The organism is Methylobacterium sp. (assembly GCF_019745455.1).
In the GTDB taxonomy this organism is placed as follows: domain Bacteria; phylum Pseudomonadota; class Alphaproteobacteria; order Rhizobiales; family Beijerinckiaceae; genus Methylobacterium.
In genome coordinates this window covers 1-7,217 of record NZ_JAIETD010000179.1, presented here as the reverse complement: position 1 = coordinate 7,217, position 7,217 = coordinate 1, and the positions used below count along the sequence as shown (strand labels likewise).

At 58.0% G+C, this 7,217-nt stretch carries 4 protein-coding genes; all 4 read right to left on the bottom strand.

What is annotated here, in order from left to right; genetic code table 11:
- Positions 1–486 precede the first annotated feature (486 nt).
- Complete coding sequence (locus K2Y56_RS25990) at positions 487–2,247, bottom strand: bifunctional diguanylate cyclase/phosphodiesterase (RefSeq protein ID WP_292514943.1); 1,761 nt, start codon at positions 2,245–2,247, stop codon at positions 487–489.
- A gap of 520 nt (positions 2,248–2,767) precedes the next feature.
- Positions 2,768–4,462: a methyl-accepting chemotaxis protein gene (locus K2Y56_RS25985; RefSeq protein ID WP_292514941.1), complete on the bottom strand. Its 1,695-nt coding sequence runs from the start codon at positions 4,460–4,462 to the stop codon at positions 2,768–2,770.
- A gap of 221 nt (positions 4,463–4,683) precedes the next feature.
- Positions 4,684–4,980 carry a hypothetical protein gene (locus K2Y56_RS25980; protein ID WP_292514939.1) on the bottom strand — a complete coding sequence of 99 codons (297 nt, stop codon included), beginning with the start codon at positions 4,978–4,980 and terminating at the stop codon, positions 4,684–4,686.
- Between the two features lie 1,289 nt (positions 4,981–6,269).
- Positions 6,270–6,890 carry a recombinase family protein gene (locus K2Y56_RS25975; protein ID WP_292514938.1) on the bottom strand — a complete coding sequence of 207 codons (621 nt, stop codon included), beginning with the start codon at positions 6,888–6,890 and terminating at the stop codon, positions 6,270–6,272.
- Between the last annotated feature and the right edge of the window lie 327 nt (positions 6,891–7,217).

Below are 7,217 nucleotides of genomic sequence, written 5' to 3'. Positions count from 1 at the left end.
CTCTTGAAGCGCGCCATGTACGGTCGCGCCAATCTCGACCTCCTACGACGACGGTTCCTCCTCGCAGCCTGATCCACTAAACTTGGCGAAGAGCCACTTTCCAGGGGGCAGGCCAGAGAGGCTTCCCACCACCGCAGACAGCACGCTCTGGGACGAGTGCGCCGAGTTGCTGGCAACTGTCATCAGCCATGAGGCCCGGAAAGTGATAGGAAATTCCGATGCGAAGGAGCCGGGAGCCTCCACGACGCATGGTTAAAGCCCTTCGAGCGCTTCGATCCGGATCGTTGCTTGAAGGCGGTTGAGTAGCGCGAGCGCGCCGCGTGAATGAAGCCCCATGAGGCCTCAGAAGCTACAGTCGACATTCTGAGCCAAAACCTTCACCCCTCAAACGCAAATCGCAATTTCCTGGTATAGTGTTTGATCGATTGCAGGTTTATTCGGTTGACGAATAGGTAAATGCCAGACACGGTATACCGCAACATTCGCTTATTGATTAGAATTAGATCGATACCAAAACTCAAACTCTTCAGCTTTCATGGGTCGCCCAAAGAAGTAGCCCTGACTCTCGTCGCAGCCCATGCCGAGGATCAAGTCGGCTGTTTCCTGCGTCTCGATGCCCTCCGCCACGACGCGGTAGCCGAGATCGTGGGACAGTGTGATCATTGTCGCCACAAGACTACGCTGCCGGGCATCCTCTGCACAGCCGGCGACGAAGGAGCGGTCGATCTTGACCACGTCGAACGGGAGCGCTTGAAGGTACGACAGAGAGCTATAGCCCGTCCCGAAGTCGTCGATGGCAAGACGAATGCCAGCGGCTGAGAGCCGTTGGAGCTGCTCCAGAGCATGGCCCGCATCTTCCATCACGGCGCTCTCCGTCACCTCAAGCTCAAGGCGATAGGGTGGGATGCCGTGCCGAGCCAGGAGACCCATGATGCGATCGACCAAGTCCGCCTCGTTCAGGTTGCCAGCCGAGACGTTCACCGAGAGAATGAGATCCATGCCGTGGCTCAGCCAGGCCGCGAGCTGGGTCAAGGCTGTATCAAGCACCCAGGTCGTCGTCGGCTTGGCAAGCGACATGCGCTCGATGAGCGGGATGAACTCACCAGGGGAGACGCTTCCAAGCTCAGGATGCGTCCAGCGCAGGAGCGCCTCGGCGCCGAGGCAGAGCCCCGTGTTAAGGGCAACACGTGGTTGGAAAACCAGAGACAACTGAGACGCTTCTTCCAGCGCCTGACCGAACCCGTTCAGGAGGTCGAAACGGCGACGATGCAGCGCGTCCTGCTCGGGAGAGTAGAGACTGACCTTGGTGTCCATCAGACGGGCGTCTTGGGCGGCACAATGGGCAAGACGCAGGACGTCGCCTGGGTCGGTCTGACCGAGCTTGAAAGGCACGACGCCGATTGCAACTGTGGTGACGAAGCGCGAGCTGGCATTCGAACGGATCGCACCGAGCATCGACGCGACCAGACCGATATAGGCGTCCTCAGCCACATCCCGCCGCGCCAGGAACGCGATCTGGCTTGTTCCGATCATGTAAGCCGTGCGTGCCGGCCCGAGGGCTGAGCGTAAGATCTGGCTCGCCTCCCGGACGAGTTCGTCGAGGAAGCTTGCACCGATCACCCGTGCGGCATGGCTGAGTTCCTCGGGGGACGCCAGATCCACAAACACGACGAGGCGCTGCGAACCCATGGGCTCGGTTAGGACAAGATCGTTCAGGTCCTCGACGAACTGGGTTCGGTTGGGAAAGCCACTCAGAGGATCGATGCGGCCGTAGGCGTGCTGCAGCTCAACCTGGGCCATCACCATGGCGGCCATGTCGCGCAACATGGCCGCCTCGGCAGTCGAAAACTGCCGCGGCTCGGAGCCCGCGATGCACAGGGAGCCAATGGCTAGGCCATTATGGGTGAGCAGCGGGGCTCCTGCGTAGAAACGAGCGCCTGACTGTGCCAGGGGCGTATCACGGTACACCGGGTCCTGTGCGATGTCGGAGAGAACGAGAACGTCGCGGGTAGCCGTGACTTCTGCACAGGGTGCTCCCTCGCGGGGCATCGAAGTGACATCGATGCCGACGCGAGACTTGAACCACTGCCGGTCGCGATCGGTCAACGAAACGGCTGCACTCGGGAGGCCAAAGAGCTGGCTGGCCATCCGCGTGATGCGGTCAAAGCTTTCGCTCGATGGTGTGTCGAGTAAGCGCAGTTCTTGCAGGGCGGCGAGCCGCACGGCCTCGGATTGGGTGCCCGCCATCAGCCAACTCATGTTAGTGTAGCGGCCATCATGACGGATAAGTACGAACGTAGGGATAACGACTTACCCGGACTTGATCACGACGATGTCTCCGCGTGGTTCCGCCACATCGGTCAGCAATCCTTACAACCGAGCGTCTACGAACGGTCAGACAGACAACACCCATGAGCTTTGCTGCTGCCGTAGCGCAGAACCGGCTCTGGACAGTACTGCCTGCAAGCCAGGCATATCACTGAAGGTCTGGGGCGCAGTGCGATCTTACTCACATCACGGATCAGAGTTGGTCTTGCAACCCAAAAATACTGGTCTGGCACAACTGAAGCGCGCCCATACTTTCAAGCATTAATCACGGAGTATGTTCGATAAAGAAGGAGCCTGAATGAAAACGGCCAGGGTTTCCCCCGGCCATTTTGCTATCTCAGACTATCTGTTTAGCATACTATATGCATAGCGCCTTATTTGACTGGATAGTATACTATTCTAAGTATTAACTTTGATATTTTTATTATTTTTTACAATGCTATGCTGCACGAACGGCCGCGATGAATTGGCCTATCTCATGAGACAGGCGCTGAGACTGTTCGCCGAGCGAGGCCGCCGAGTGTAAGACCTCGTCTGCAGTACGCCCCGTCTGCTCGGCCGCATCTGCAACGCTCGTCACATGCTCCGTCACGTCCCGTGTTCCGGCTGCCGCCTGCGTCACGTTACGGACGATCTCATGTGTCGTTACAGCTTGCTCTTCGACAGCGGCAGCCACTGTCGCCGTGACGCCGTCGAGTTCTGTGATCCGCGCGTTGATCGTCTCAATCGCACCAACCACCCGGTGGGTTGCGTCCTGAATGGTGGCGATCTGACCGTTGATGCTCGTCGTAGCCTGTGCGGTTTGACTCGCCAGCGCCTTGACCTCTGCCGCGACCACAGAAAAGCCGCGCCCTGCTTCACCCGCCCGTGCAGCCTCAATGGTGGCATTGAGCGCTAAGAGATTGGTCTGGCTTGCGATCTGCGAGATCATCGCAACGACGTTTCCGATCTCAGCGGCAGCTCCGTTGAGTTCGCGCACCACCTGGGCAGTGCTCTGCGTCTCGTTGACAGCCGAACGCGCCAAGCGGGCGGCCTCCTCGATCTGGCGACCGATTTCCTGAACGGTGACGCCCATCTCCTCGGTGGCAGCGGCAACAGTTGTCACGTTGACTCCCGCCTCGTGAGCCGCGGCCGCGACCGACGCCGACTGGGTTGCTGTTTGGCTCGCAGTTCCAGCCATCGCCTGCGCCGTCACTTGCAACTGCGAAGACGCTGAGGAGACGTGACGGACGATACCATCAACGGCGCTCTCGAACGCCTGAGTTGCCATGTCCACTCGCTCAGCCTGATGCATCTTCCGGCTTTGTTCGTTGCGCTGATCCTCACGCAGGTGGTAAGCGGCGACAGCATTGTCCTTGAACGTCTGCACCGCCTGAGTGATGTCACCGACTTCGTCCCGTTGACGCGTGACGGGAACATTCACATGCAGATCTCCGCCCGCGAGAGTGAGCATGCTTGCGGTCAGCGAGCGAAGGGGGCGAATGGCACGGTACGTCCAGACGGCAAAGCCGAGGCCGACAAGGCAGGCGAGGCCACAAAGGCTGATCATCAGCACCATAAAGGTCTGCGAGATGGAGCGGACATCCCCACCGATGGCCTGGTTGCGCGCTTCTTGCAGGTCGATGAACTGGTTAATGCGACCGAGCCACTCGACGAAGGCGGGGCGCGCCTCCCGCATCAGAGTGTCGCGTGCCCGCTCACCACGACCGGATTGCTGATCCTCTATGACGCGCTGGAGAAGCGGGAGCGTCCGGGCTTCGGTTTGCTTGATGCTATCGAGGATAGTGTCTTCTTCCGGAAGCGTTGCGCCGGCTTCTGCGAACATCCGGTCCATTTTCTCTGCGGACTGTGCGTAAGCTGCGCTGAGACGGGCAATGTCCGCAAGGACGGTATCGCGACCTGACTGATCGCCAACCAGTGTAAAGTCACGAAGGCTGATCGCGCGATCATGAACGCTGCCACGAAAATTGATGGCATACCGCTGCTTGACAGAGTTTACATCATTGATGGTGATCAAGCTGGTATCGATGAGAGAAACCTGACGGATGCCATAGCCTGTCAGCGCAACCATCATCAAAAAAAGAGCTGCGTAACCTATCAGTACCTTTGATGTCAGCCGAAAGTTTTTGAGCATTTTGTTCACCAGCGAATAACAGGAAAACTCGAACTGTCAGTTGATTTCTGCTCGTTCGCGTGCTGGTTTAAAGTGCTCTGCTTAAGACAGCCTTATTGGTGGGTTCACCCGGGGCAGCTTTCCGCCAAATTTGGTGGGTTGGGGTGCGACGGAGGCCACTCCTGACTGAACTTGGTGCGCATTCTTGGATCTGTAGTGATGTCGTGCGACCGTTCCCTGCGTCAGAGGAACATCTGCCGGGCAGCCGCGGTCAGCCTGTCGACGAGTTGCCTCATCTCATCGGCCTGAGCCAGAAGCCCCTGTATCTCAGGATCGTCAACGTTCGAGGAGCGGGCAATCGCATCCGCCTCGGCACGCAGTTCCTGCACCAGATGATGAAGCACCGTCACCTGCCTGCGGATATGCGGCACGCGCGAGCCAAGATCAGCCCCGCTCCTGAACGCTTCTGCAAGCTCATCCGTAAGTCGCTGGATGGCCACAACACCCGCGTTGGTTGGCAGGACGTGTACGTTCGTCATGGCTATTTCACGATCTCCGTTCAGGCTGACTGTTGCTCATAGCGGTTCGAGGTTCGATCAACGAAACATCCGCCGCACGTGTCGGTATTCAGCCGCGGCCGAGGTAGGCGGCCGAGCGCGTTTTGGGAGAATGCGTCGGCCGCCGCCAGCTCGAAGGCTCTGGGGGCAGAAAATCGAGCTGGCGTGAACAACCTAACAGAACTGAGCGCGAATGACAGGACGGGAGCAGCGGCTTGGAGCGTCCCAGCATCGCTCTCTCGTGTTGACGCACCTGCTCAGTAAAGCGACGAACCGACTGAGCTGAGGCGTTGTGACAGTTTACCTGTTCGGTTCTAATGGGACTGGAAGAACCGTTGAACGTGGGGAGGAGATCGCACCGGAGCGCCTGGAAACGTTAGTGAAACGACAACTCCTCTGGATCCGCCTAGAGTTCACCCGCGGATTTTGCGTTCTGATTGTGAACGCCTGCGAACCAGGAGAGTGCACCGATAACGTTTGAGGTTCCTGCCCACGCCCAACCCGGCCACATCCTCCCGCTCGACGGCAAGGTCCTCTGCCGTAACCACGAACGTATGCGTTTGACTACTTCATTGTAAAGTAAGCAACGAGCAGGCCCAGTTCGCGCGGGCTCACGGCTGGGGCTTTCGGGCGGGTGTATCTCTGGAGGCAAAGCACGCGGACGAGAAGAGCCTAGTCTACGGGGAAGAGGAGCGTTGTTGCGCTACCCAGAGCGGGAGGAGCCGCCACGGCTGCGGATCTACTGCGAGGCGCCTCCATCCTATCCGCTGGACCCGCCGGTGTCCTGTCGGCTTCCGGCGCGCCAGATCCGGAAACAAAGAACCCGCCGCGGCTGGAGCCGAGCGGGTTGAGGTGAGTGAGACGTTCATATTCCTGGGATGGAACGCTACATACTGGCATGTGGCTTATCCAAGGAGGAAGGCTTCGTGAAGCCTTAGTGTGACAAGCGCGCGAAACTGAAACCTCAGTGCCCCAAATCGCACGGCATAAATTTTTGACCTCGGTAGCGTGTGGAACACAATGAAACCCTGAAGCCGCGAGTTATTACTCATAGATACTTCAAGTTTAAATTTTTTGTAACGAGATAAAATAGCGAGAGCAGTGATTAGCTTCTTTCTGTGTGCTGATTATAAACTGAATCTAATGACATCCATACCTATTATACTATCGCCATCCCTATCGCCTAATAGATTTGATTTTACATGGCATCTACAAATAACGTTCCCATAGAGCATCTGGATTTTAGATCAATTGACTAATATACATTATCATCATAAGCTCTTTGACCTCAGAATTTTTAAAGCATCGGGTCTGAACTCCCCCCTTGGATCGACATGGCGGTAGAGGGTCTGCCGGGTGATGCCGAGTTCAACGCAGAGCTCGGCGACCTTCGTTTCAGGTTTTCCCATCGCCGCTTGCGCCAACCTCAGCTTGGCGGCCGTCATCTTCGGCTTGCGGCCGCCGCTTCGGCCTCGCGCCCGCGCAGAGGCGAGCCCGGCTTTGGTCCGCTCGATGATGAGCTCCCTCTCGAACTCCGCCAATGCCGCGAAAATGCCGAACACAAGACGGCCGTTTGCGGTGGTGGTGTCGATGTTAGCGCCCTGCCCCGTGAGGACTTTCAGACCAACTCCCCGCTTGGTGAGGTCGTGCACGGTGTTGATGAGGTGACGCAGGTCACGGCCGAGGCGATCGAGTTTCCAGATCGCGAGGGTATCGCCCTCACGCAGCGCCTTGAGACAGGCGTCGAGACCAGGGCGGCTGTCGCGTTTGCCTGAAGCGTAGTCTTCGTAGAAGCGGTCGTGCTCGACACCAGCGGCAAGGAGCGCATCGCGCTGCAGGTCGGTCGTCTGTGAGCCATCGGCCTTCGACACACGCATGTAGCCGAGCAGCATAAGATCGGGCTCCTTGTCAGTGATCTTTCGCGCGGTTGCGGATTCGAACGCCTCCCGCCGCCGAATATGGCCTGAGCTTCGTTGTCACGCAAACGAGCGATTGCGTGACAGAGAGAACCACGTGAGCCCAACGGCGCCACTTATGTCTTACGAACCGTCACTCTATCTACGTCCCAAGAACCTACCTAAACCGTGATTGAGTGACGTAGAGACAGGTCTGGTCGACTTAAGTCAGGTGGTTCGCGCGTCTTCGGCTTCTGTCGGCACACCGGACTAACACATCGATTTTGGATGGCATCGGCTTCCTATCAGATTTGCTCCTCATTG

Coding starts and splice junctions, on each gene's coding strand:
- K2Y56_RS25980 (WP_292514939.1), bottom strand. CDS start 4,980: ATGACGAACGTACACGTCCTGCCAACCAACGCGGGTGTTGTGGCCATC.
- K2Y56_RS25975 (WP_292514938.1), bottom strand. CDS start 6,890: ATGCTGCTCGGCTACATGCGTGTGTCGAAGGCCGATGGCTCACAGACG.
- K2Y56_RS25985 (WP_292514941.1), bottom strand. CDS start 4,462: ATGCTCAAAAACTTTCGGCTGACATCAAAGGTACTGATAGGTTACGCA.
- K2Y56_RS25990 (WP_292514943.1), bottom strand. CDS start 2,247: ATGGCGGGCACCCAATCCGAGGCCGTGCGGCTCGCCGCCCTGCAAGAA.